This window comes from Acinetobacter sp. ANC 4173, from assembly GCF_004331255.1.
Lineage (GTDB): Bacteria > Pseudomonadota > Gammaproteobacteria > Pseudomonadales > Moraxellaceae > Acinetobacter.
In genome coordinates this window covers 1-21,968 of the sequence record NZ_SJOF01000003.1, presented here as the reverse complement: position 1 = coordinate 21,968, position 21,968 = coordinate 1, and the positions used below count along the sequence as shown (strand labels likewise).

Sequence of the window (21,968 nt, the reverse complement as noted above, 5' to 3'; positions counted from 1 at the left end):
ATAAATGAACGCGATGCGCCGTGCAGTGTTTATTCTTTTCCTAAAAACTGAAATGCTTTCGTGGTCTTAAAGTATGGTGTGGCATCCCCAGCATAGACATTGGCTTGATCTGCGCCTAAGTCCAGTTTCTGGAAAGGTGTAGTTTTAAAATTGATTTGCTTTAAATCTACCCAGAACGTATTGGGTGAAACCGCTGATTCAAAAAAGTATAACAAATTCTTATGGTCAACAACCGTCCGCCAGCGTGTTGATGAGATATTTGGTTCTTCTTCTGTATTGAGACCAAAGGGAACGGATGCATTTCGAATCACACTAAATACACTGGCAAGGCTTTGTTTACTGTTGGCATTTTTAGGAATGGCATTGACATAAAATGAGGCACGGGCAAAACGATCCGAGGCACGATTGGTACCAGGTAAGAAAGTTGTTCCTCCAATGTTTTTCCAATATTGATTCAGTGCCAATTGTTCATCAAAAGTGGGGGAATTGGTCATGACCTGATATTTGGCATGGTGATGAGTCACTTGTTGACCATCAATGTATTCCACAATCGCACTATCTCCCGATGCATCTGAAAGCGAAAGGTGTAAGGTCGCAAGGCGTTTTTCCCCAGGCACATTATCCGTGACTACAACAAAAGGCTCTTTCTCCAGTGCCCGAATGGCTTCATTAACAGTTGCGTAATTATCTAAAACATATTGTGCCCACAGTGAAATACTTAAAGTGGGCTTTTTATTGTTTTTTACTTCTGGGTATTCGGACTCGACCAGCCAAAGTAGGTTGGCTGTAAGGCCTTTTTCATTGATGCCATCGGTGGTGGAAATGTCATAACCTGTCGCAACCACACTGCCATATTTAGCCGTCCAATGAATCGATTGAGGTCCAGCCAAACCATTACGGGCGATGTTTTGCGGCATGATCCAGAGATTGGTGCCAACATCGACTTTCCAGTCCATAGAGCGAGCCGTCATGATGTTTTGATGATCACCATGGAAAACGACGCGGGTACAGGCTTGAAGCGATGAATGAATCAAAAGCCCACTGGTTAAAGTTGCAATAAGGAGTAATTTTTTTGTCATGAGGGATCCTGTTGTTTTAACATTTGAATGATAGATTTTTCGGATTCTGTTGTGTTCAAAGGCACGATCTTTGTTGGTTGAGTTTGAATAATTTGAATAGGAATAAAACGGATTTGTACATAGGTCGGGTGACCATTGTGATCGGCTCTGAGTGTTCGGTTTAATTCGTCAATTTGATGGGTTGAAGGCGGAGTAACCCCGCGTATAAACACTCTGGCTAAGGTAAAGTTTGGATGTATTTCGAACTCCACAGTGTCAATAATATTGGTTTCGTTATTGAGCTTTTGACTCAATAGGTCGCTGACGTGAGATTTATATAATTCATTCTGAACGGTATGGAGTAAATTAAGGGTCAAATATACAGCCAATATAAGTAGAATAATTAAACTGACCCAATTGCGCTTTGCAAACTCTAGATATTTACTGGAAACTTCTTCATTAGAGCCGCGTCTAAAACCCGCGATCCAGAGCACCATTGCTGAACTGATTTGAATTGCGACGATATTGGTAAAGGTTAGCAAGAAGGCATTGGCAGAAAGAGCAAACTCAGCTCTGGATAATAAAATACCACTGGCGACTAATGGTGGAACTAATGCAGTGGCAACAGCAACCCCAACCACCGCAACTGAAAGTCGTGGTGAGACTGAGGCAAAAGCACCTGCGGCACCACCTGCCAGTGCAATCATTAAATCAAGTGAATTCGGATGCGTCCGCGCCATGATTTCGTTGGTAATGGCAATATTAGGATGGAGAATTCCAATAAGGAAACCAATCCCGTAAATCATCAAAATACCCAGTGTCAAAGTTTGAAAAGCGGTGTGAAATAGTATCCAACGACTATCAATTAAAGCTAAAGAAATACCTGCAATCGGTCCCAACATCATAGCAACCAACATGGCGCCAATGACCACTGCCGTAGAATCACTAAGTAGCCCGTAGGCAGCAATTACTGCTGCTAGTGCATTCATAATAAAAAAGGTTTTGCTGGGAAGAGCATCGACCTGAATATTTAGACGGACTTGCTTATGGTCAATTTTTTTAGAGCTTTCTCGTAGTGCCTGTTGATAGCGTAATTTTTCTTTTAGTGTTTCAAAGCGCTCTTTCTCAGGCTCAGCATCATTAATAATAATGGTCGGTGTTTCTTTTTTTGGGTCCGTCATAGTGAATTCTCAACTGAATTACACAAATAAAAGTCTTGCTTGTGATGAGTGGTTCTTCTTCTATATTTTGTTTTTAGATCATTTTATTATTTGGATCGAAATTTATATTAGCTTATTTTTTGAACGATTTATAGTTTGTAATTTGGAAAATTACATCACCAGTAATGGGTCTAATGTGATTTAAAAATAGATTGATAAAATGAGAATATGGGTGTGAATGTTGGGTTGAGGAAGAGATGAAGTGCGATTTCATCTCTTTTGCTTAATGGGGTTTAACGCTGCTCAAAAATGCTCGCCAAGGGGAGAGAGAGTTTGGCGGCCAGATAATCATCCGCTTCTTCAAACATGGGACCAATCCGCTGCATCCACTCATGATCATCGAGATGAATATTTTTAACATCAGGACGACGTGGTAGTGGGTAGGGAAGTGATTTATAAAAACTCCAAAAATCGACCTGCGTTAAATTACGGACTAACACATATTCATTGTTATCGGTACGCTTCACTAAATTTTGCTGCTCTAGTAATAAAACATAGCTTGGCCAGTGGCCAATTTCTTCTCGACCTAAAACATCCAGCGCTTCTTTGTCGGACATGCTTTCACCACTTTGTTGCTTGATATGGAAAAGTTGCAGGATATCCAGCAGCATAATCACAGGATGGCGCCGTTGTTCTTTTCCTGTATAAAAAGCGGTCAGTGCATAACTAATTTCGACACCAAGCAGCACAATATTCCAAGACAGAAAAATCCATAATAGAAAAATAGGGAGCGCGGCAAATGCACCATAGATAATTTCATAACTGGTGAAATTAGACATGATGTAACCGAATAAGTTTTTTAATAATTCAAAAATACTGGCGCTGAATATGCCTGCAAAGAGGGCGGCTTTAATTGGGACACTTCGATTGGGAATGGTCCAATATAAAATAAAAAAACCTAGAATCGAAAGCGTAAAGGAGATGAGCCAGAGCAGGAAAGCACCATCGACTTCATAGCCTGCCAAATGGCTACTTAGCAGATTCATGGAGGCTACAGTAGAAGATAATACAAAGGCACTGCCTAATATGATCGGGCCTAAAGAAATAATGGTCCAATAACGCATGAAGCCAATCATGCCACCCCGTTTTTCCCGAACACGCCAAATACGATTAAACACGTTTTCAATACTGGTCAGCATCATAACGGTGGTAATGAACAGAAACAAAATCCCGATGACCGTCAAGTTGCTGGATTTGTCGGTAAATGCGGTCAGGACTTTGTCAAAAGCAATGGTGGTTTTTGGTAAAAAATTACTATAAATCAACTGCTGTAGCTGTTGTCGAGCAGGCTCTAGGGCTTTAATTGAAGAAATAATCACTAAAAATACGGTTAACATCGGAACCACCGCAAACAGTGTGGTATAGGTTAAAGAACCTGCTTGTTCGCGGCATCGGTCTGCTTCAAAACGTCGAAGGACAAATAAAACAAACTGAAACCAAGTTTTGCTATAAAAAGGCAGTCTTACTAAATACTTTTCTATCATGCGTTTCTAGTCTCAATTTTGATCATTTTATATAATTTTCAAGCACAAGCTTAACCAAAAAGTCGGAAAAATACCGTATAGTTTTCATTTTTAGCTTAGATCATAAATGCCATGCAATCTTATGTCCTTGTTTTATATTACAGCAAATATGGCTCTACCAAAGAAATGGCGCATTTAATTGCCAATGGCATCGAGTCGACAGGGATGGCTGTCAAGATTCGTACTGTGCCCAATTTGGCTACAGTGGTGACGGAAGCGGCTGCAAGTATTCCTGCTGAAGGGGATATTTATTGTACTTTAGAAGATTTACAGTATTGTTCGGGTTTAGCTTTAGGTTCACCTACACGTTTTGGCAATATGGCATCAGAAATGAAATATTTCTGGGATCAGACCACCAGTCTGTGGTTAAACGGTGCTTTGCATAATAAGCCAGCCTGTGTTTTTACCGCGTCAGGTTCAATGCATGGTGGACAGGAAAGTACCTTGTTAACGATGCTTCCTCCATTATTTCATCATGGCATGATGGTGATGGGATTAACCAATGCGCAAGCTGCATTGTCGAATACCAAAACAGGTGGGACACCTTATGGTGCAAGTCATGTGAGTGGTCCACGCCATGATCAGCAGTTGAGTCAAGATGAAAAAGTGCTCTGTACGGAACAAGGGCGTCGTTTAGCTACCATCGTACAAAAGTTGCAGACTCCGCTGGTTTAACGTGAAAGGTCAGCGTCAAGATGACGGTGACCTTTTGTTTTTGAACCTAAGCCAATACGGGCTTATGATTTCTCAATTTTTTGCTTAAAGCGATAATTACATTTTGAACATTTGTAATCGAGAAAAATATTCTGATCAATCACAACACCTGCTTTCTTGCCAAAATAGTTACCTAGAAAGCCCCCTGTAATTCCAACACTAATTCCACCAATAAAAGTGCCTATTGTACCGCCCACAATAACGCCCAGTGGTCCAGCTACAGCTCCAATAGCGGCACCTGTTGATGCTCCAGTGGCAGCGCCACCCACAGTTCCTGCTGCAACGCCTGCAGAACCCAGTAAAATCCCACTGGCTTTTTTCAGGTGTTGGTCATGGTCGCGTTTTTCAACGTCACTGGAACCACATTTAGGACAGAGAATCGTATTTTCCATAGATGATTTGCCTTTGCGTGCCGTAAACTCCATCACGAGATACAGCAATTTTCGTCAAGATTCATGTTTTAGCAGAACCACCATGTGCTGCTGTGACTTGTATGAATTTACTAAGTCCGTAAATCTAATGTGAATTCTAGCGAAAAAGAACGGTTATGTGTTTAATTGAGTTGTAAGTACAGTGTTCTTCTAGGATTAATGATGAAGAAAATTTGAAGCAAATATAAGGGGATTCTGTTTTGTATTTAAGTTTATCTATTTACAAATAGGCCAGTCTAAAGAAGCCCAATTGCGTCCTGCTTGCTTGGCTAGTTCATACCGTTCCCACATTCAAGTCTGTAGCGTGTGCTTCAGTGACCCCAATACTGACGGTAAAACAGATCACCTCTTCTAGATACGGAATTTTCAGATCTTCAATCGCAGCAGGTATTTGTTTAAAGCGCTTGATGGCATCTTTGGCAGAATGGGTTGGTAAGATAATGACAAATTCTTCTCCCCCAATTCGTCAAGAAAATCATACTCACTTAAATCGGTTTGAATGCATTTACTCATCTGCTGGAGCACATCATCACCAGCGTGATGACCATAAAAATCATTTCAAGTTTTAAAGTGATCAACATCGAGGATACCAATATTAAAAGAGAGTTGGGTATTAAAAAACAGCAGCATGTTTTCTGAGTTTTTCTAAAAAAAGATCAAACTGTTCAGGGCAAATCACTTTCGTATTTACTGATTTGATCTGACAAAATAAAAAAGAGCGCTTAAGCGCTCTTTAAATACAGGATTTGAACTTAGTCACGTTCAAATTCAACTGTACCATTGGCTAAAGATTTTACCCGTGCCAAAGATTCCACACGGTAACCTTTTTCCAATAACAACGCGCGACCAGGCTGGAATGATTTTTCAATCACAATCCCAATTCCCACAACTTCAGCTTGAGCTTGGTGAATCAAATCAGCAAGACCTAAAGCGGCTTGACCATTGGCTAAAAAGTCATCAATCACCAATACTTTATCTGTAGCACGGATGTGTTTGTTTGAAATTGCAATGGTACTTTCAATTTGCTTGGTAAACGAGAAGACTTTTGAACGGTATAAGTCATCTTTTAAAGTTAAAGACTGATATTTACGTGCAAAAATGACAGGCACGCCGAGCTCTAAACCAGCCATAACAGCAGGCGCAATACCTGATGCTTCGATCGTGATGATTTTGGTGATCCCCGCATCTTTAAATAGACGCGCAAACTCTTGACCAATTTGTTGCATCATAACTGGGTCAATTTGGTGGTTTAAGAAAGAATCGACTTTCAGAACTTGATCAGAGAGAACGATACCTTCTGCTAAGATTTTCTGTTCTAGTGCATGCACGGGAGAATCCTCAGGGGCAGGTGCTTTTTCAAGCAAAAGCGTATTTTAAAAAGCACCCGAAAAAATGCAAGTAAAATTGACTAAATGGTCTAATTAGTGGGGCCTTTATATCCAGTTAACAGTAGACCGTAAGATGATTTTCCATCCTGATGGGTCACTTTCACTGGTAGATAATCCAATTTCGGAGCTAACCAGAAAATGGTATCACGACCAGGTTTATCATGTTTCATCACCACTTTAACGGTATCGAAAGTGCCATAAGAGGTTTTAATTTTTTCAGAACCTTGTTTTATGAATTGGCGGGCTTCGACTTCTTTTGCATCTGCAATCAGGTAGGTCGATTTCATGCCGACACCTTTCAAGTCTTCACGAATTTGCAATTCGGCATTCAGCTCATCCAGTACGCCAGCCTTCCAAGCAAATGAACGTGCTTTATCATCTTTTTTGGTGTTAATGGTTTTGCTATTTGGATTAAAGTTGATCGTCATGGTGTTGTTATGCACCAAAATTTTGCTGGTTCGGCTGAAGCTATTGGAACTAATTTTTCCAGCATTCAAACTGAAGCGGCTGGTTTCAGATGCAGAGGCAATTGCCCCAGCTTTGGCTGCAAAAACATAGGTCCAGGTATTTCCTGATTTGCTTAAGGTACGAGTTGCCGAGCCCATGTTCTTGCCATTGTAGTTAAATTGATAACTTGCTTGGAAGGGACTCATGGCGAATGCTTGGCTGGAAAAGCCAGTAAATAACAATGTAGAGGCAATGCCTGTCGTCATTGCTATTGTTTTCAAAACATTTTTAGCCATTAGTGAAAGTGTTCCTGTGAAGTTTAAAATAAGTGCAGTATAAAATTACACCCGTTTATTATGCCTACGCATTATGAAGATAAAATCTGCTTTTTTGTGCAAAATGTATCTTTCCTGTAGCCTTTTTCCTTGGGATTTCACGCCAAGTTAGCGATGAAATCTGTGCTTATGCGCGCTTTTGTTTAATGGGGGTGACGTGGTTTTCAGGAATTCCCTCATGTGCCCAATCTTCAATTTCATCTTCAGTCATTCTGCCAAATAAGGCGGCTAAATTGACATTACCTAGAACCACCAATTCAGCTTCGCGCAAAACTGCATGATTGACATGTACCTTATTGAGGGTATCCAGAATCGAGCGTTTTTTACCGAGCCAACGATTCAAATCTAGATGTAATAAATCATCTTTTACCTTAATCACATTCAATTTTTCTAAAATCATGCCTAAAGGATCTTTATTCAGAATTTTTTGATAGAAAAACAGGGCAGCGTTAAAACCAAGTTTATGGAACACATTTTGGAATTTAGCTTCGATCACCTGCGTATCACTAATTTGCTCGAACACAATCAGTTGAATATCTTTATTCATTTCCATTTGAACCAGCTTTAGATCGACAGAAAGGGTGGTATAAATTCCTTTAAATTCTAAAGTGGCATATAAACGTAACCAGTCATCATGTAGGTCGGCATGCAAATCTTTCAGCATTTTTACATTGTCAGTGACAAAGCGTTGGAAAGTCGCATTTAAAAAGACTTGTGAGAGTGGAAATTCACGTTCATCTTCAATAAAGCCTTCCGCTTTTTGGTACACTTGATGTAGCCGTTTAGAAATATTGGAAAGTAGCGTTTGCATACAGGCATCCTAGCAAGTGAATCTACTGGCTTTTGATTAATTTTGCCGAATTGTATTTAAAATACAAAAATTCAATCTTGCAGTTTAGCAAAATTAATTGCACCATTTTCAGTATTTTAAGGCAGTAATTCTGTTGTATTGATGAACGTCAGGTTTTTATCAACATAATAGTAACCAAGTCAAAATTTTACTGTATATGCAGTGTGGGGAAGGCAGTTTGTCGGTTAGTTATGATCCTGAATAAAATAAATTATACGCCTTTGTTGCGCGCGTGGTGGAAAGATCCGATTTTTACAACTGCGGTGGGTTTTGCGCTGGCTTTACATCTTGCTGTTTTAGCTATTGAATTTGCTGCACCCACGCAACAGGATTCGGCAGTGAAGGAAATTGCGGTCACGTTACGACCGAGTGAGCAGAAGGTTGAACAAGCTGATTTTCTGGCACAAGCAGATCAGAAAGGTTCAGGAACATTCCGCGAAGCGCATCGGATGTCGAGTGACATGCCAGCACCCATGCTGGAACAAAGTGCGGGTGAAAAACAGATGGAAACCCTGCAAAAAACCCAACAAAAGCGTGAACTAAATTTTGAAGAAAAAGTTTTGATGACCACGCTCAGTTGGCAAAAGCAGGCTGAACAAACGCGTCGGAAAAAGGCGATGGATGAATTAAATAGTCAGTTCCAAGCCAAAGCTGCCATGGTGGCAAGTCTGGAAGCACAATATTTACAGCGCCAACAAAATTTCAGCCGCCAACAGAAAATTAAAACGGTCGATGGTATTCAAGCTAAGCAAGATATTACAGCGGCATATTTAGAAAAATTTAGACAGAAAGTGGAATTTTACGGCAACCGTTATTATCCAGATCAAGCAAAACAACAGCGTTTAGCGGGTGAAGTTCGCTTGATGGTGATTCTGAACCGCAATGGCGGGATTCGAGCCATTCGTTTAATTGAAAGTTCTGGGCACGACTTACTCGATGAAGCAGCCAAAGCATCGGTACGTAAAGCAGCGCCATTTACTGGATTTGATCGTAATATGAAAGATATCTCTGAGTTACGTATTGTGCGGACTTGGCGTTTTGACCCTGCGGAAGCTGAGTTTGAAGTGCATTAAATTGAATGGGCTGAGTTGAAGTAGTGGTGTTCAATTTTACAAATTTCTACACTAAAGGATTGATACCATTGTTCTTTGCCTAATTGCTGTGCCACTTGATGTTCGGCATCGTGATGCCATGCCCGAATGTCTGCCAAGCTGTCCCAGTAAGACAATGCAATTTCAAAGTCTTGCTCGGAAATGGCTTCAAACTTTTGACAATTAAACTGACTCAGTGCTTTTTCACGTAATAACTGCGCGGTTTGAGAATATTGTTCATCTAAGGCTTTAATTTTGGCTTTAAAAATGACCACGTATTTCATATTTGTCCTGTCTTCGCTAATTGATATTTGTCATTATTGTTGACATAAAAAAGCGAGCCGAAGCTCGCATTTTAGGATCTACGCTTGTTCTAAATAGGGATTGTCAAAACCCAGTTTCGCCAAGATTTCAATTTCCAGAGCTTCCATTTCCTCAGCATCGGCTTCGGAGGTTTCATGGTCGTAGCCCATTAAGTGCAAAGTGCCATGTACCAGCATGTGCGTAAAATGGGCAAGCGGTGTCTTGTTTTGCTCCTGTGCTTCTAAAAGCACAACAGGAATACAAATGACTAAATCTCCAAGCGGAAATGAATCAAGAACTTGTGCCATTTCATCAGGCAGGTCGCTTGGAAAAGACAAGACATTGGTTGGTTTATCTTTACCGCGATATTCCAAATTCAATTTATGACTTTCATCATTGTCGACACAGGCAATACCGATTTCACAGTCACTTTGTGTATCGATATGGCGTAAGCTGGTTTCCACGATTTTTTTGAGATAAGCGCGTTTCAGTACCAACGCTGGGGACTGAAACGACTGTTGTAGAGAAAGACTAAGTTTCAAAATGAATCCTTAAAGCGGTTAATCTTGTGCATCCGCAGCAGCATCATTTTCAGCAATTAAGGCTTCTTGACGCGCTTTACGTTCTGCACGTGCTTCGGCACTCAGGCGTTGTTGTTCACTGTCCCAACCTTCGTAGGCTTCTACGATTTTTTGAACCAGTTGATGACGAACCACATCACGTGAATGGAAGCGGGTGATGTGAATTTCTTTTACATTTTCAATGACACGTAGTGCATGTGAGAGACCTGATTGTTGACCACGCGGTAAGTCGACCTGCGTGACATCCCCCGTAATCACCGCACGTGAACCAAAGCCCAAACGAGTCAGAAACATTTTCATTTGTTCAGGCGTAGTATTTTGTGCTTCGTCCAGAATGACAAAAGAATGATTTAAGGTACGACCACGCATGTAGGCCAGTGGTGCGACTTCAATCACTTGACGTTCAATCAGTTTCGCCACTTTTTCAAAACCGAGCATTTCATACAATGCATCGTATAAAGGGCGGAGGTATGGATCGATTTTCTGGCTTAAGTCACCCGGTAGGAAACCGAGTTTTTCACCTGCTTCAACCGCAGGACGCACCAATAAAATTCGTTGGATTTCATTGCGTTCTAACATGTCGACGGCGGCTGCAACGGCAAGATAAGTCTTACCTGTACCTGCAGGGCCAATACCAAATGAAATATCGCTTTGCAGAATACGCTGGACATAGCGTCGTTGGTTTGCACCGCGTGGGTTAATCCGACCTTTACGGGTTTGTAGATAAACATCTTCCAAACCTGTGTGGTCATTATCAGAAAAGTCTTCTTGAATTTCACGGTCAGTTTGGCTGCCTTGAATCATCATGTGGATGACGTCGGCAGTAATTTGTTGAGAGGTTTCAGCTTCTTCATGCAGACGTTGCAAGAGTATCTCGGCTCTTTCGACTGCATCAATCTCCCCATCGATGTAGAAATAATCACCTCGATGGGAAATTTGGACATCTAAACGTTGTTCAATTTGTTTCAAGTGACCGTTATAAGCACCGAGCATGCTCTTTAAACGCTCCATTGAAATACCAGGAAAAGTTACTGTACGTCGAATCGCTGCAGTCAAGAGAGTTCCTTTATGGTAGCTTGAATCTATACCCTTACATTACGCCACGTCAGGCTCAAGATTCAAGAGTTCACCATAAACAAAATTCAAAGTTTTAATCTCGGTAATTTCGATCTCAGCGAAACGTCCAACCCATGCTGCATCGCCGATAAAGCTCACGTAACGGGTGTTGTCTGCTGTACCAATCAGTAAGTTAGGATCTTTATCCGAAACTTTCTCAATTAATACCCGTTGTATGCTGCCGAGCATGTCATCCGTCTTTTTAATGCTGGATTGTTTAATCCACTTTTGAACTTTGGCTAACCGTTCTTTTTTCACGTCTTCAGGGGTGGTGTCTTCAAGGTCAGACGCAGGTGTACCCGGGCGTTTTGAATAAACAAAACTGTAAGAGTGGTCGAAGTCCATATCTTTGATAAATTGATAGGTTTCTTCAAAGTGAGCATCGGTTTCACCCGGGAAGCCAATGATAAAGTCACTGGATAAATGCATATCCGGACGCACTTTGCGTAATTTGGCAATTTTGTCGATATACACATCAATGGTGTGGTTACGCTTCATGGCTTGCAGTACATCGTTTGAGCCACTTTGTACAGGCAAATGTAGATGCGACACCATTTGCGGGAGGTCACGGTAGCATTGAATCAAGTCATCATTAAATTCAAGCGGATGTGAGGTGGTATAACGCAAACGCCCAATCCCCGGAATTTCTGCAACCAGACGTAACAAGTCTGCAAAAGTACAGATATTGCCTTCGAATGTTTCACCGCGGTAACCATTGACGTTTTGACCTAACAAAGAAATCTCACGTACGCCTTTTTCGGCTAAGGTGGCAATTTCTGCTAAAACATCATCCAGTGGACGTGAAACTTCTTCACCACGGGTGTAGGGCACCACACAGAATGAACAATATTTTGAACAACCTTCCATAATTGAAACAAAAGCCTTGTAACCTTCCACACGCGGTTCAGGTAAAAAGTCGAATTTTTCAATGTCAGGGAAAGAAATATCTACCAGTTTGATTTTTTCTTTCTTGGGTTTTTCGATTTGATCGAAATGCTGATCGAGCATTTGCGGCAAACGGTGCAAGGTTTGTGGGCCAAAAATCATATCGACATAATTGGCACGTTTTTGAATGTTGTCGCCTTCTTGTGAGGCTACACAACCACCAACCCCAATAATCAGATCGGGATTTTTGTCTTTCAGCTTGCGCCAACGACCTAGCTCAGAGAACACTTTTTCTTGTGCTTTTTCACGAATAGAGCAGGTATTCATCAATAGAATATCCGCTTCTTTCGGGTCTTGAGTCAGTACATAGCCGTGTGAGTCGCCAAGTAAGTCTGCCATACGGTGACTGTCATACTCATTCATCTGACACCCTTGCGTTTCGATATACAGTTTTTTAACTGATCCATCGGTGGCTGGGGTGTGCTGTGGCTGGGTAACAGTGTTTTCTGAGGCAGCGTTGGCACCATTCGGGATGAAGGTTTGAACCGTCATGTAGGCTCCTAACAGGATAAAACGGAGAAACGTGTAACAACTGTATCTGCGTTAGGTATTGTCGATAAAAAATTCTTCGACATTGGCGAGCACAGAAACACGATTAAACACGAGAGCAATATAAGGAAGGCGCATATTTTAGCAGGATTTACAGAAAAACGGTCAGCTTTAAATATCGAAGCAAAAATATTGATTTATGAAGCAAAAATGTTTGAAAATTAATATTGCCTTATCAGAAGGTTACATAACACAACAACAGAGTAGTTGGAGAATATTCTAAACTAGCTGCATGAACAAAGTGTTTATATTGAGATTGAGTCGAATAGGTTAAAATAAAGGATGAAGGCGCACATATGTTAAATCGGTGGTTAGATAAAAAAAATTATTATCACGTACTTGCATGGAGTGTGGCTTCAATCGGCATATTAGGGCATGCCTATGCAGCAGATGAACAATTTAATGATGCGTTGCAGGCAGCCAATTCTGGCAATACTGCGTTATTACAACAATACCAAATGTCCATGCAAAATGATGCTTTGGGCTACTACCCAGAATATTGGGCTTTAAATGCCAATTTAGGCTTTCAACCAGCCAACAATATTATTAATTTTGCTCGTCGTTATCCTCAATCAGCGATGGCGGAAAAATTAGCGGCAGATTATGTCGAAGAAAAGGTCAAGCAAGCTGATTTTAATAGTGCGCAGCCTGTTTTAGCTTATGTGACCAATCCCGATCAGGCCGAAAGTTGTGCAGTTGCCCAAGTGCGTGCAAAAACAGGGGATAGTTTAGTTTTTGCAGAATATAAAGATGTTTGGTTGACGACCAACTCACAACCAGAGTCTTGTACAGGTTTAGCACGACAAATGCTGTCGAGTCCTTTAATGACCCAGCAAGATAGGCAACAACGTTTATGGGGATTGTTGCGTGCGGGTCAATCGGGGCAGGCTGTAGCAACAGCACAGTCGTTGGGATTGAATTTAAGCCTAGCTCAATTAAATCAGATTCAAGCCGATCCATTAAACTATGTTTGGTCTGCACCTAAAGCGAGCGCAGAAGAGCAAGCTTATTTAATCTTTGCGATGGGACGTATGGCAGATAGCGATCTGGATGTCGCGATGTCCTCTGTGCAACGTGCTGCTCAAGGAACACCGGAAGCGGTACAAAAAGCCTTATACCGTGCAGTGGGGTATGTGGGTGCTACAACGGTTATGAAGAATAACTTCAAGCGCGAAGTGTTTAATAATTTGGATGCCAGTTATGGCTTACCATTTAGCCCCGAAGAAGCCGAAATCTATGCACGCCAAGCCATTCGTTTTAGTGCTTGGGAAAGTTTAATTCGTGCCATTGATGCCATGAGTGTCAATCAAAAACAAGAAGATCGTTGGCAATATTGGTTGGCCCGTGCTTATGAGCAACGCAATGATGCCAGTGCAAAACGCAGCGCACAGGAAATTTTCCGTAAATTGGCTCAAGGCGACCAGTATCATAATTTATTAGCCAAAGACCATGTAGGGCAGCGATACAGTACGATTCCAAGTAATGTTCAGCCGACCAACAGTGACTTGCAGCGTTTGAGTCAAGATATTCATTTTAACCGTGCTTTTGCACTACGCAATGTCAATGCGCCAGACAATTATGTGAATCGTGAATGGAACTGGGCAGTACGACAAGCCTATTTAAAACATGATGATGGTTTGTTGCTGGCGGCTGCTAAACGTGCAACCGATATGGGGTGGTATGACCGCGCCATTTATGCAGCAGACCGTACAGAAAATAAAAATAACTATGCGTATCGTTATGCGATGCCACATCAAAGCTATGTGGTCAGTCATAGCCAGAATGCTGGAATTGACCCTGCATGGGCATATGGCTTAATGCGTCAGGAAAGTCGTTTTGTTTCGAATGCTCGTTCACATGTTGGTGCTGGTGGTTTAATGCAGATCATGCCAGATACAGCACGATTAGTTGCCAAGCAAATGGGTGAAACTTATAATCCTGCCGCGTTATCGGATATGAATACCAATATTCGTTATGGAACATTTTATCTGTCGATGATTAATAGCCAATTAAGCAGTAATCCTGTGTTGGCGACTGCGGGCTATAATGCTGGGCCAAATCGGGCACGTCGTTGGCAACCAGATGATCGCCCCCTTGCCGCAGATCAATATACGGAAACCATCCCGTTGAATGAAACCCGAGACTATGTCAAACAAGTCATGACCAATGCCACGCATTATGGGGTCTTGTTGGGACAGGGGGCGCAGTCTATTGGGAATCGTATGCAGGTTATTCCTTATCGTGGTACGCCATAAATTTATTGTATAAGCAGCATGAGAAGGTCGAGCATTCATGTGGTTTGATGTAGTTGAAAATAAACAGATTAAAGCGACTTACCTAGCAATTGGTGGCTTAGGTCTGGCTGTTTGTACTCAGCTTACCCACGCCGCTTCTTCTGTTGCGTTACATGGTTATGTCATGGAAATCCAAATGACACCTGCGACGTGTATGATGGATAGCCAACGCAGTAAACGACGCAAATGTTTGGAAGGATATTCGCTGAATATTGTTGGATTATTACCTGAAACAACACAGCGAGACTGCGAGATCTCATCTTCTGCAATATTGTCCCCTCTGCAAGCCAAAGTTGTGGCTAGAGTCATGCCAGACGAAAATGCACGTGTTCAACTTTGGCAATCGATTGGTGGCTGTGTGCCGATGGGGGCGAGTCAGTATTTTCGCACCATTATTAATTATGCAGAACGTTTGAAAATCCCTGCAGAATTATCAAGCCCAGAAACGCGAACTTTGCCACAAAGTCAAATCAAATTACATTTTTTGCGTTTGAACCCGACCTTGCCCACTACTGGAATTCAGTTGGGGTGTCAGAGTTATCGCGGTGAAAACTTTTTGACCAAAGTGAATGTCTGTTATAAAACCAATGGGCAGTATAAACAGTGCTCTAGCGCCGTGGTTGGAAATTGCCCAAATCAGATCACGATTAAAGGGTCATACTAAGTTTTTTGTGACGGTTGATTTATATTTCCTATCAGACTTTTGTTGAATTCACGCTCTTTTTTATGCATATCCTTGAGGATTGGAGTACAATCTTTGCCGTTTATGATAATTCGATGAAAACGGACAGCCCCGTTTAATCATATTAACGATCCTCAATTGGAGATAATTACATGAAGCAACCTGTTCGCGTTGCCGTTACTGGTGCAGCTGGTCAAATCGGTTACAGCTTATTATTCCGTATTGCTAGCGGTGAAATGCTTGGTAAAGACCAACCTGTTATTTTGCAATTGTTAGAAGTTCCATTTGAGAAAGCTCAAGCTGCGCTTAAAGGCGTAATGATGGAATTAGATGACTGTGCTTTCCCATTATTGGCTGGCATGATCGGTACTGATGATCCGAAAGTTGCATTCAAAGATGCTGACTACGCGTTATTGGTTGGTTCACGTCCACGTGGTCCTGGTATGGAACGTGCTGACTTGTTAAAAGTGAACGGCGAAATTTTCATTGGTCAAGGTCAAGCATTAAACGAAGTTGCTAGCCGTGACGTGAAAGTACTTGTTGTAGGGAACCCTGCGAACACGAATGCTTACATCGCAATGAAATCTGCTCCAGATCTTCCAGCGAAAAACTTCACAGCAATGTTACGTCTTGACCACAACCGTGCGTTAACTCAACTTGCTCAAAAAGCGGGTGTTGCAGTTTCTGACATCGAAGACATGACTGTTTGGGGTAACCACTCTCCAACAATGTATGCCGACTACCGTTTTGCTACAGTAAATGGCGAAAGCTTAAAAGACAAAATCAACGATGCTGCTTGGAACAAAGATGTGTTCCTTCCAACTGTTGGTAAACGTGGTGCTGCGATCATCGAAGCGCGTGGTTTGTCTTCTGCTGCTTCTGCTGCAAACGCTGCAATCGACCATATGCGCGATTGGGCTCTTGGCACAAACGGCAAATGGGTAACGATGGGTATTCCTTCTGATGGTTCTTATGGTATCCCAGAAGGCGTTATGTTCGGTTTCCCTGTAACGACTGAAAATGGCGAATACAAAATCGTTCAAGGTCTTGAAATCGATGAATTCAGCCGTGAGCGTATCAACTTCACGCTTAATGAGCTAGAAGAAGAACGTGCAGCAATTGCTGACATGGTGAACTAATTTAATCTTTACTGATTAAGTTAAAAAAGCATCCTCTTAGAGGGTGCTTTTTTTATGGCTGAATAGAATCAACAAAAAATAACATGCTGAAAAAATATACAGAATGATTTTATCGTACTATTCGGTTACCTTAAAAAGAGAACAACGAGATAGGGGTGTAATATGTTTGATGTACAGCCAACCCTAATACTGCTTTTCGACCAGTTGGGTTTAGATTCCAGTGAAAGTGCAATGGATCAATTTATACGTCAGCATCAACTGGCGGCAGATGTCGAACTGCATCAAGCAAGCTTTTGGACAGATGCGCAGCGTGAATTTCTGCATAGCCACTGGGACAAAGATGATGAATGGGCAATCGTGATTGATACTTTAAATGAGCAATTGCATGAAGATGCTGGAGCCATGAATATCTCGGATTAATAAAATTACATACGGGCTGTCGCACTTTTTCTGTAGTTCACAAAAAGCTACAACAAAATTGCGATAGCCCCTTTTTTTGCCTGAATAATTCTTATAAGTTAATTAAATAATAAATTATAGATAAACTGATAAGGGGCGGGAAACGATGAAAAATAATCCATCCTTAGAGCTACTGTTTTCACAATTAGGTCTGGCAAACAGTCTGGCCGCTATAGAGCTGTATGTGCGTACACATCAGCTGCCTGCATATTTATCATTGCATGAGGCGCCATTTTGGAATCGTTCACAACGTGATTTTCTGATTAGTCATTTGGTACAAGATGATGATTGGGCAATCTGGATTGATGAACTCAACCAGCAACTACATATGGATGCTTATAAATTACAAACGGCTTAACATCCTGAGCTGTTGCTGTGTTGGCCCAATTTATATCTTAAAAAAAGCGTCTCTCAGGACGCTTTTTTTAATGCAAATTTTCGATGTTTAGTGTGGTTTTGGCTGTGTGAGTTGTATAAACCATAGCGTTTCACGATAAGGGGCAAAAGCAGAGTGCTGCTGTAATAAGAAAGCATCAAATTCAGAGGTTTGACTATATTTCTTTAACCAATGGCGACTCAGTGCAGTATCATTTTTACATGCGCTGGCGTAGGCGAGGAAGAAATAGACATCGCCATGCTCATGCACAGTTAAGGGTTTTAGAATCTGCTGGGTAATTAAAGCAAAACGCTGTTCTTTGGTAATTTCAAAATACAGCATGTAGGCCTTGGCCAAAAGTAAGGACAAGTCTAAATAGGTACGTAGCGGTATTTCTTCAAATTCGATGCGACCTTGTTCAAGCAGCACAATGGCTTCCTGTAAAAAGTGGAGCTGCTCCTGACGCACACGACTCAACGTCACCAATGCCAAACGTAAGTCTGCACGTTCAAGTGCTAAATCGGGTCTATTACCTTCCAAATACATTTGGTCAGTTTCACCAATTCTCGCAATAATTTGCTTTGCATCTTTTAGCATTCGTGCAGTCCTCTCTAGTTAAGCCTACTATATAAGGTCATTCGGAAAGATTTAAAGGTTTACCAGATGCTATTGCCACTTCTTAACCAAGCGGTAATTGAAAGGCGTTGTTGTTTGGCCTCAATCACTTCATGTAGCAGATCACTCCGAAACAGGGCAATCCGATTCGGTTGAGGCTGAATAATATGCCACTCACCATTTTTATCCTGAAGCCGAAGCTGACCGCCCCAATCGTCTTGCCATTGCTCATGCAAATAATAAACCGTTGAAATAACGCGATCATTTTTCTGTTGCGGATTATCACGATGTAGCGCATAAAATTCACCCGCAGAGTAACAAGCAAAATGAGCTTCAACTTCACGAATCCCTAAATAAAACGCCTGATTCAGTTGTTCGGACAAGAGCGATAGGGTTTCGACATGTTGTTGTGCGACTGGTAGTTCTGGATGAATCCATAAAATATGATCACTACGAATTTGACTAACCACACCATTTTGAATGGCTGCTTCACGAAATTGATTTAAATGTGAGGCACATTCATTGACTAAATCAGTGACATATTCAGCAGGATAGGCGTGATCAATCAGTGCAAAACCATGTTGGTCAAGATCATTGAGAACTTGATCGATATTCCACGATGCAGGAAGCTTGGAAACAAGCATAGAAGCACAACTCAAAACAAGAAAACAGAACTGCTTTATTCTAGAACAACATATCCGTCGGAATGAAACTATTTTTCATGCTAAAATAACCATTGATTTTAGGAATTAAATAGAAATGAATTACCGCCACCATTTCCATGCAGGCAACTTTGCCGATGTCATGAAGCATGTTTTATTGCTACAGCTTTTGACGCGACTCAATGCAAAAGATAAACCATATCGCTATGTTGATACGCATGGTGGTGCGGGTAAATATGACTTATCGACCTCAGAAGCACAAAAATCAGGCGAATTTTTAAATGGTATTCATCGTTTAGTTAAACTGGATGATTCAGTAAAACGTACTGCGCCTGAAGGGGTTCAGCAATATTTAAAAATTGTTGAAAAAATGCGTAGTAATTTTGGTAAAGGGGCATATCCTGGTTCGCCGTGGTTTGCGCTAGAAGGTATGCGTGATATCGATAAAGCGACCATTTTTGAAATGCAGCGTGATGTCTTTCAGCAATTACGTCATAACATTCATGACAAACGTGCAGGCTTGCATGAGCGTGATGCTTATGAAGGTCTACTGGGTGTAATTCCACCGAAAGAAAAGCGTGGCTTGGTCATGATCGATCCACCTTATGAACTGGAACGTAAAGATTTTCCGCAATTGGTTGAACTTCTCGTCGCTGCTTATAAAAAATGGCCGACAGGAGTATTTGCGGTCTGGTACCCAATTAAAGATCGCGCCATGATTGAACGTTTTGAGAAAAAAATGTTTAAAACGGGTATTCGTCGTCAATTGGTTTGTGAAGTCTGCGTTTGGCCAGATGATACCCCAGTGGGCTTAAATGGTTGTGGTTTATTGGTGATTAATCCACCTTGGAAGTTCTCTGAAGATGCCGATGAAGCATTACAATGGCTATTCCCACATTTGCGCATGCAAGAAAATGGTGGTCATGCCGCAGTACGTTGGTTAGTTGGCGAATAATTGCCATATATAGAATAAATTAGGTTGCAGATTAGGATATAAAATAATGACAAATAGCTCTAAACCTGAAGGTGAGTTACATGCTCCAGACCATGACTACGATGGAATTACCTTCGAAGTTGTTGAAGAGGAGCATACTCAAGAAGGGCAAAAGATCAAACGTCGTGGTATCTATCTGTGGCCGAATTTAATTACCACAGCAGCATTACTGTCAGGTTTTTACTCCATTATTGCCAGTATGAATGGTGAGTTTACTCAAGCTATTTATGCCATTTTTATCGCAGCTTTGTTTGATGGCTTAGATGGTCGTGTTGCACGTGCCATTGGTGCACAAAGTGCTTTCGGAGAGCAATTTGACTCACTTTCCGACTTGTTGGCTTTCGGTGTTGCGCCTGCCATCCTTATGTATAGCTGGAGTCTGCATGACTTGGGGCGTATTGGTTTAGCTTGTTGTTTTATTTACACAGCATGTGCTGCATTTCGTCTTGCGCGTTTTAATGTGCAAATTGGAGTAGTTGATAAACGTTACTTCATTGGGGTAGCCAGTCCATTAGCTGCCATCATGATTATTTCAATGGTGTGGGTCGGTCGTGATTTTCCAAACATCTTTGATTTAAATGAGTTAGGTATTCAGATTGTCAATGCCGCTATTATTGTGGCAGTTGGGCTACTGATGATTTCTAATATCAAGTATTATTCATTTAAAACGGTAGACCGTAAGCGCGTTCCATTCGCAGTGTTACCTATTGCTGTCTTTATCCTCGCTGCGATGACTTACAATATTCCTGTAGGCATATTGGTGATTTCAATCATTTATGCGCTTTCTGGTTTTGTCACTACCTTTCTTGCTCGCAAACAGACGGTGAGCTAAACATGGGATAGTTGTGATGAGGAGCTAGGTTATGCAATTGTTTCAAGATTTTTTAGATCGTTCCAAACAATTGAATCTGGCTCCGAAAAAGTCACACTTAAATTTTCATACCCCTACACGTCAATATAAATTTGTCTATTTCGGCATTATTCTGCCAAATCTTCCAGCACCCCTGCATTACTTTAATTTTATTGGATTAATGGGAGCTGCACATGCGCCGATGTTACGCAATGAGAGCGCAATTCATAGCACTGCAATAGATACGGCAACTATTTTGTGTAGTAGCAGTCCACACATGGTGGGGCAATTGCACAGCTATACCATGCAACGAGATTGTCATTTTTCCAAAAGCTTGTGGCAGTTTTCAAATCATGAGCAAATTTTAGGAAATTTCCCTAACTTTCAAATCCAACGTGATGATGATGAATTAAGTTGTCAGCTTTCTGTTCAGACCACGACACAAGTCAGCTACTTTAATAAAATGCGTCTGGGACTCGGAGAGCATTGGTCTACACGGTGTTTTTTTAAGGGGCGTATTGCTTATAAAGAACAAATTTTTCCGATTGCACAGCATGGCGTATTTGAGTTTGCGCGTGCAGTTCAGTTTCCTTACCTACCTTTAGCATTTTTTACTTATCAAATTATTCAACTCAATAATGGTGATCAAGTGTTGATGGCGCAAACACGAGATCACTTTAATCGAATTGTACAATCTCGTATTTATCTTAAATATGCCAATGTTGAACGCACAGAACTTTTTGATGAACAAGTACAGTTCAAAGTACATCGAGTTTATCCCAAAGTAGTAACTCCAAATGGACAGGCGATGTATTTACCAAGAGAGTTTGAATGGAACTATCAAAATAAAACTGGCGATGTCATTCAAATACAAGCGCAAAGCCGAGGAGATTTTAAATTTGGATTGGCTGCGGGTTATGTAGGGAGTTTTAAATATCAAATTAAAATCAATGCCCGAGAAGAATATGGCGAAGCAGGCTATTGTGAATATGTGGATTGTCGAGCATTAAAGTGGCAAGAAAAAAATCAAGATGAAAAAATACTGGATGATTTAATCAATACTGTACCTTTTATGCTCAAAAAATGATGAAAAAAGTAGATTTTGAATATTAATTAACCGTACGAACGCTATTTTCGCATAAAAATTAAAAAGGGTATTGCAACGGTTTGGGAATGCTGTAGAATGCACATCCATCGGCGGTGATGTTGATTAAAACTTGTTGAGAAACAAGGATTTAGCCCAAGCGGTAGAATCTGGAAGTCTTGAAGGGGTTTAAAAATAATTAACAAAACCTGTTGACTTTGATTGAAATTAGAGTAACATAGCCGACCTAGCTTGATGATGA

24 protein-coding genes and 1 pseudogene are annotated in these 21,968 nt (G+C 41.2%); 11 read left to right on the top strand and 14 right to left on the bottom strand.

Going from position 1 to position 21,968, the window contains the following annotated elements; translation table 11 throughout:
- Nucleotides 1–29 precede the first annotated feature (29 nt).
- The 3 genes from E0H94_RS04780 to E0H94_RS04770 all read right to left on the bottom strand — a co-directional run bounded on the left by E0H94_RS04780 (nt 30) and on the right by E0H94_RS04770 (nt 3,762).
- Nucleotides 30–1,079, bottom strand: a complete 1,050-nt coding sequence (locus E0H94_RS04780) for a linear amide C-N hydrolase (protein ID WP_131325388.1) — start codon at nt 1,077–1,079, stop codon at nt 30–32.
- A complete protein-coding gene (locus tag E0H94_RS04775) occupies nt 1,076–2,239 on the bottom strand; it encodes a TIGR00341 family protein (protein ID WP_131325387.1) in 1,164 nt (387 codons plus the stop codon). Before E0H94_RS04775 ends, E0H94_RS04780 begins: the two co-directional genes overlap by 4 nt.
- 272 nt (nt 2,240–2,511) lie before the next feature.
- Nucleotides 2,512–3,762, bottom strand: a complete 1,251-nt coding sequence (locus E0H94_RS04770) for a YihY family inner membrane protein (protein ID WP_131325386.1) — start codon at nt 3,760–3,762, stop codon at nt 2,512–2,514.
- 111 nt (nt 3,763–3,873) lie between these two features.
- On the opposite strand from E0H94_RS04770, the gene wrbA reads away from it, so the two are divergent.
- Nucleotides 3,874–4,476, top strand: coding sequence for an NAD(P)H:quinone oxidoreductase (wrbA, locus tag E0H94_RS04765; RefSeq protein ID WP_131325385.1), 603 nt, complete (start codon nt 3,874–3,876; stop codon nt 4,474–4,476).
- Between the two features lie 62 nt (nt 4,477–4,538).
- On the opposite strand, the gene E0H94_RS04760 is transcribed toward wrbA, so the two are convergent.
- The 4 genes and pseudogenes from E0H94_RS04760 to E0H94_RS04740 all read right to left on the bottom strand — a co-directional run bounded on the left by E0H94_RS04760 (nt 4,539) and on the right by E0H94_RS04740 (nt 7,047).
- Entirely contained in the window at nt 4,539–4,907 is a 369-nt protein-coding gene (locus E0H94_RS04760; protein WP_131325384.1) for a hypothetical protein, read from the bottom strand.
- 313 nt (nt 4,908–5,220) lie between these two features.
- Nucleotides 5,221–5,492: pseudogene (locus E0H94_RS19000) on the bottom strand (GGDEF domain-containing protein); the annotation flags it as partial.
- A gap of 206 nt (nt 5,493–5,698) precedes the next feature.
- A complete protein-coding gene (locus E0H94_RS04745; protein ID WP_131325382.1) occupies nt 5,699–6,274 on the bottom strand; it encodes a xanthine phosphoribosyltransferase in 576 nt (191 codons plus the stop codon).
- A gap of 89 nt (nt 6,275–6,363) precedes the next feature.
- The gene (locus tag E0H94_RS04740) at nt 6,364–7,047 is read right to left on the bottom strand and encodes a DUF3108 domain-containing protein (protein ID WP_227548558.1); all 684 of its coding nucleotides are present in this window, start codon (nt 7,045–7,047) and stop codon (nt 6,364–6,366) included.
- On the opposite strand from E0H94_RS04740, the gene E0H94_RS18880 reads away from it, so the two are divergent.
- On the top strand, nt 6,986–7,120 hold the full coding sequence (locus tag E0H94_RS18880) for a hypothetical protein (protein WP_264757546.1): 135 nt from the start codon (nt 6,986–6,988) through the stop codon (nt 7,118–7,120). The genes E0H94_RS04740 and E0H94_RS18880 overlap by 62 nt on opposite strands.
- Nucleotides 7,121–7,243: 123 nt before the next feature.
- On the opposite strand, the gene E0H94_RS04735 is transcribed toward E0H94_RS18880, so the two are convergent.
- Nucleotides 7,244–7,927 (bottom strand): hypothetical protein, encoded by a 684-nt coding sequence (locus E0H94_RS04735; protein ID WP_131325380.1) that lies wholly within the window; start codon nt 7,925–7,927, stop codon nt 7,244–7,246.
- 230 nt (nt 7,928–8,157) lie between these two features.
- On the opposite strand from E0H94_RS04735, the gene E0H94_RS04730 reads away from it, so the two are divergent.
- A complete protein-coding gene (locus tag E0H94_RS04730) occupies nt 8,158–9,039 on the top strand; it encodes an energy transducer TonB (RefSeq protein WP_131325379.1) in 882 nt (293 codons plus the stop codon).
- On the opposite strand, the gene E0H94_RS04725 is transcribed toward E0H94_RS04730, so the two are convergent.
- The 4 genes from E0H94_RS04725 to miaB all read right to left on the bottom strand — a co-directional run bounded on the left by E0H94_RS04725 (nt 9,036) and on the right by miaB (nt 12,494).
- A complete protein-coding gene (locus E0H94_RS04725) occupies nt 9,036–9,341 on the bottom strand; it encodes an antibiotic biosynthesis monooxygenase family protein (protein ID WP_131325378.1) in 306 nt (101 codons plus the stop codon). The two genes, E0H94_RS04730 and E0H94_RS04725, sit on opposite strands and share 4 nt — an antisense overlap.
- 78 nt (nt 9,342–9,419) lie before the next feature.
- The gene (gene ybeY, locus E0H94_RS04720; protein WP_131325377.1) at nt 9,420–9,902 is read right to left on the bottom strand and encodes an rRNA maturation RNase YbeY; all 483 of its coding nucleotides are present in this window, start codon (nt 9,900–9,902) and stop codon (nt 9,420–9,422) included.
- 18 nt (nt 9,903–9,920) lie between these two features.
- Entirely contained in the window at nt 9,921–10,997 is a 1,077-nt protein-coding gene (locus tag E0H94_RS04715) for a PhoH family protein (RefSeq protein ID WP_131325376.1), read from the bottom strand.
- 39 nt (nt 10,998–11,036) lie between these two features.
- The gene (gene miaB, locus E0H94_RS04710) at nt 11,037–12,494 is read right to left on the bottom strand and encodes a tRNA (N6-isopentenyl adenosine(37)-C2)-methylthiotransferase MiaB (RefSeq protein WP_131325375.1); all 1,458 of its coding nucleotides are present in this window, start codon (nt 12,492–12,494) and stop codon (nt 11,037–11,039) included.
- Between the two features lie 353 nt (nt 12,495–12,847).
- On the opposite strand from miaB, the gene E0H94_RS04705 reads away from it, so the two are divergent.
- The 5 genes from E0H94_RS04705 to E0H94_RS04685 all read left to right on the top strand — a co-directional run bounded on the left by E0H94_RS04705 (nt 12,848) and on the right by E0H94_RS04685 (nt 17,483).
- Nucleotides 12,848–14,806: a lytic transglycosylase domain-containing protein gene (locus tag E0H94_RS04705; protein ID WP_131325374.1), complete on the top strand. Its 1,959-nt coding sequence runs from the start codon at nt 12,848–12,850 to the stop codon at nt 14,804–14,806.
- 37 nt (nt 14,807–14,843) lie between these two features.
- The gene (locus tag E0H94_RS04700; RefSeq protein ID WP_205679286.1) at nt 14,844–15,509 is read left to right on the top strand and encodes a ribonuclease I; all 666 of its coding nucleotides are present in this window, start codon (nt 14,844–14,846) and stop codon (nt 15,507–15,509) included.
- Nucleotides 15,510–15,679: 170 nt separating this feature from the next.
- Entirely contained in the window at nt 15,680–16,666 is a 987-nt protein-coding gene (locus E0H94_RS04695) for a malate dehydrogenase (RefSeq protein WP_131325373.1), read from the top strand.
- A 162-nt stretch (nt 16,667–16,828) separates the two neighbouring features.
- Nucleotides 16,829–17,086 (top strand): DUF2789 family protein, encoded by a 258-nt coding sequence (locus E0H94_RS04690; RefSeq protein ID WP_131325372.1) that lies wholly within the window; start codon nt 16,829–16,831, stop codon nt 17,084–17,086.
- Nucleotides 17,087–17,231: 145 nt separating this feature from the next.
- Nucleotides 17,232–17,483 (top strand): DUF2789 family protein, encoded by a 252-nt coding sequence (locus E0H94_RS04685; protein ID WP_131325371.1) that lies wholly within the window; start codon nt 17,232–17,234, stop codon nt 17,481–17,483.
- A gap of 87 nt (nt 17,484–17,570) precedes the next feature.
- Here E0H94_RS04685 and E0H94_RS04680 read toward each other — a convergent pair whose 3' ends face one another.
- On the bottom strand, nt 17,571–18,098 hold the full coding sequence (locus E0H94_RS04680) for a hypothetical protein (RefSeq protein WP_131325370.1): 528 nt from the start codon (nt 18,096–18,098) through the stop codon (nt 17,571–17,573).
- Nucleotides 18,099–18,157: 59 nt separating this feature from the next.
- Nucleotides 18,158–18,760, bottom strand: a complete 603-nt coding sequence (locus tag E0H94_RS04675) for a 2OG-Fe(II) oxygenase (RefSeq protein WP_131325369.1) — start codon at nt 18,758–18,760, stop codon at nt 18,158–18,160.
- Between the two features lie 115 nt (nt 18,761–18,875).
- On the opposite strand from E0H94_RS04675, the gene E0H94_RS04670 reads away from it, so the two are divergent.
- Genes E0H94_RS04670 through E0H94_RS04660 form a run of 3 tightly spaced genes read left to right on the top strand, consistent with a single transcriptional unit; the run spans nt 18,876 to nt 21,709 of the window.
- Complete coding sequence (locus E0H94_RS04670) at nt 18,876–19,733, top strand: 23S rRNA (adenine(2030)-N(6))-methyltransferase RlmJ (protein WP_131325368.1); 858 nt, start codon at nt 18,876–18,878, stop codon at nt 19,731–19,733.
- A gap of 46 nt (nt 19,734–19,779) precedes the next feature.
- Nucleotides 19,780–20,604 (top strand): CDP-diacylglycerol--serine O-phosphatidyltransferase, encoded by an 825-nt coding sequence (pssA, locus tag E0H94_RS04665; protein WP_116761867.1) that lies wholly within the window; start codon nt 19,780–19,782, stop codon nt 20,602–20,604.
- A 31-nt stretch (nt 20,605–20,635) separates the two neighbouring features.
- Nucleotides 20,636–21,709, top strand: coding sequence for a DUF6670 family protein (locus tag E0H94_RS04660; RefSeq protein ID WP_131325367.1), 1,074 nt, complete (start codon nt 20,636–20,638; stop codon nt 21,707–21,709).
- Nucleotides 21,710–21,968: the final 259 nt, after the last annotated feature.